Raw genomic sequence first — 2,647 nt, 5'->3', positions numbered from 1 at the left:
GGCGTCCTCCTGCCGCCGGTCGGTCAGCAGGCTGCCCGCCTCCCCCGGGTCCCCGGCGGGAAACAGGGCTGCTACGGCGTTTCCCAGGTCCTCCAGTCCCTCGCCAGTGACGGAGGACAGGGACACCACGGCGGCAGGCGGGGCCAGAGGGCCCTCTCCGGCGGGAAAAACCGCCCCAGCCGTCCGCAGCCCCCCTGCCATATCCCGCTTAGTGAACACCAGGAGCCAAGGAACTCCGCACCGGGCCACATCCGCCAGCAGAGATCCCTCTTCCGGGTCCTCCGGCTCCGCACCATCCACCACCGCCAGCACCAGCTCCGCGGAGGCGATGGCTCTCCGGCTCCGCTCCACCCCCAGCTGTTCCACCGGGTCCTCCGTGGCCCGGATGCCGGCGGTATCGATGAGCCGCAGCAGGACCCCGCCGCAGAGTACGGACTCCTCCACCGTGTCCCGGGTGGTGCCGGGGATGTCGGTGACGATGGCCCGCTCATACCCCGCCAGGGCGTTGAGCAGCGAAGACTTGCCCGCGTTGGGCCGGCCCACAATAGCCGTGCGGACGCCGGATTTCAGTACCTGTCCCCGGCGGCAGGTGTCCAGCAGCCGCTCCAGCCGCCCAGCGGCGGACCAGAGGGCAGCGGCGATCTCCTCCGGCCGCACATCCTGAATGTCCTCGTCCGGGTAGTCCACCACCGCGTAAAACCGGGAGGTGACTTCCAGCAGCTCCTCCTGGACCGGCTCCAGCACCCGGCGCAGGCCGCCGTCCAGCTGGGCGGCGGCGTTTCTGGCCGCGGCGGCGGTCTCCGCGTCGATCAGGTCCACCACCGCCTCCGCCTGGGTCAGGTCCATCCGGCCGTTCAAAAACGCCCGCTTGGTGAACTCCCCCGCCTGGGCCTGCCGGGCCCCGGCAGCGAAGAGGGCAGACAGCAGCTCCCGCAGCACCACGGGGGAGCCGTGGCAGTGAAACTCTGCGCAGTCCTCCCCGGTGTAGCTGCCCGGCCCCGGGAACCGCACCGCAAGGCCCCGGTCAATGACCCGGCCCGCCCGGTCCAGCATCTCTCCGAACACCATTTTCCGGGGCTCCTGGGCGGCAAAGGGACGGCCGCCAGCCGCCCGGAACACCCGCCCGCACAGGGCGAAGCACCCGTCTCCCGACACCCGGACGATTCCGATGGCGGTGGCGGCGCTTCCAGTGGCGATTGCCGCGATCACATCCATCTGCCTCACGCTCCCTTCCCGCGGGGACGGTTCTCCTCGCCCCAGATGCACATAGCGTCCAAAATGGGGATGAGGGACCGCCCCCGCACCGAAAGGCTGTACTCCACCTTGGGGGGAATCTGGGGATACTCCTCCCGCTGCACCAGGCCGTCCGCCTCCAGCTCCTTCAGGGAGAGGCTCAGCGTCTTGTGGGAGATGGTCCCCAGGCGCCGCTTCAGCTCGTTGTACCGCAGAACGCTGTACTCCGCCAGCCAGTAGAGAATAATCATCTTGTACTTACCGCTCACCAGGGACATGGTGTAGCCGAAGCCCGTCTCTTCAATCCCGGTGCCCGCCGTGATGCATGGCTCCATTTTATGCTCTCCTTTTGGTTAGTATCTTACACCGATGTGCGTACTTTACAAACAGAGAATATCATAGGATACTGGGGACATCAAGAAAAAAGGAGCGATTCTGATGTCAAAGCAGATTCTGATTCTCAACGGCAGCCCCCGCATCCACGGAAACACTGCGGCGCTGATCGACGCGTTTACTGCCGGAGCGGAGGCGGCGGGCCACACCGTTGCCCGGTTCGATCTGGCCGCTCTGGACATCCACGGCTGCCGGGGCTGCCTGGGCGGCGGAAGGGATCCCCGGCACCCCTGTGTCCAGCGGGACGGCATGGACGCCGTGTATCCGGCCTACATGGCCGCGGATGTGGTGGTGCTGGCCTCGCCCATGTATTACTGGAGCATCTCCGGACAGCTGAAATGCGCCTTTGACCGGCTGTTCGCGGTGGCGGAACTGGGCCCCGATCTGGCAAATCCGGTCAAGGACGCGGTGCTTCTGATGGCGGCGGAAGGCGACACGGAGGAGAATTTCGCCCCGGTGCGGGCCTATTACAAGGCGCTGCTGGACTGCCTGGGCTGGAAGGATGCGGGCATTGTATACGCCGGCGGAAACATGGCCGCCGGGGATATCGAGGCCCATCCGGAGCAGCTGGAGGCCGCCCGGCAACTGGGCGCGGCGCTGTGACCGCCCCGCAGTTGTCCTGACGAGAACGAGGACGGGCGCTGGGGCCTCCTTGTGTTTTCGGGTACGCGGTGATATAATGCAGCCATCAAAACCAAATGCCGTTGGAAATCATGATGCCGCCCGCCGGTTCTGCTTTCACGACTGACAGCCGCGCCGAACGAGCCGCAAAGATACAGAAAAGGAGGAATACAGCATGAAAGCGCACGTTTTTGCGCTCTGTCTGTCCCTGTGCCTGGGGTTGCCCCTGCCCGCGTTGGCCTTTGCCAGCCCCTTCACTGATGTGCAGGAGACCTCCCCCTACTATGATGCCATTCTGTGGGCCGCAGAAACCGGCGTCACCAACGGCACCACAGCGTCCACCTTCTCCCCCGATGCGCCCTGTACCCGGGCCCAGCTGGCCGTGTTCCTATGGCGGGGG

4 protein-coding genes are annotated in these 2,647 nt (G+C 66.2%); 2 read left to right on the top strand and 2 right to left on the bottom strand.

The features are described from left to right. Together mnmE and HMPREF1546_RS04810 are read right to left on the bottom strand one after the other, a co-directional pair. Positions 1-1,215: tRNA uridine-5-carboxymethylaminomethyl(34) synthesis GTPase MnmE (mnmE, locus tag HMPREF1546_RS04815; RefSeq protein WP_021750442.1), on the bottom strand; the 1,215-nt coding region annotated here is incomplete at its 3' end. A gap of 5 nt (positions 1,216-1,220) precedes the next feature. Then, positions 1,221-1,568 (bottom strand): helix-turn-helix domain-containing protein, encoded by a 348-nt coding sequence (locus HMPREF1546_RS04810; protein ID WP_021750443.1) that lies wholly within the window; start codon positions 1,566-1,568, stop codon positions 1,221-1,223. A 103-nt stretch (positions 1,569-1,671) separates the two neighbouring features. Between HMPREF1546_RS04810 and HMPREF1546_RS04805 the strand changes: the two genes are divergently transcribed. Both HMPREF1546_RS04805 and HMPREF1546_RS19150 read left to right on the top strand, forming a co-directional pair. Beyond that, positions 1,672-2,229 carry a flavodoxin family protein gene (locus HMPREF1546_RS04805; protein WP_021750444.1) on the top strand — a complete coding sequence of 186 codons (558 nt, stop codon included), beginning with the start codon at positions 1,672-1,674 and terminating at the stop codon, positions 2,227-2,229. Between the two features lie 193 nt (positions 2,230-2,422). After that, on the top strand, positions 2,423-2,647 hold a 225-nt coding region (locus tag HMPREF1546_RS19150), incomplete at its 3' end, for an S-layer homology domain-containing protein (protein WP_021750446.1).

It is taken from the genome of Oscillibacter sp. KLE 1745 (assembly GCF_000469445.2).
GTDB classification, from domain to species: domain Bacteria; phylum Bacillota; class Clostridia; order Oscillospirales; family Oscillospiraceae; genus Oscillibacter; species Oscillibacter welbionis.
The sequence above is the reverse complement of the archived record's forward strand: the minus strand, read 5'-3'. Positions and strand labels throughout refer to the sequence as shown.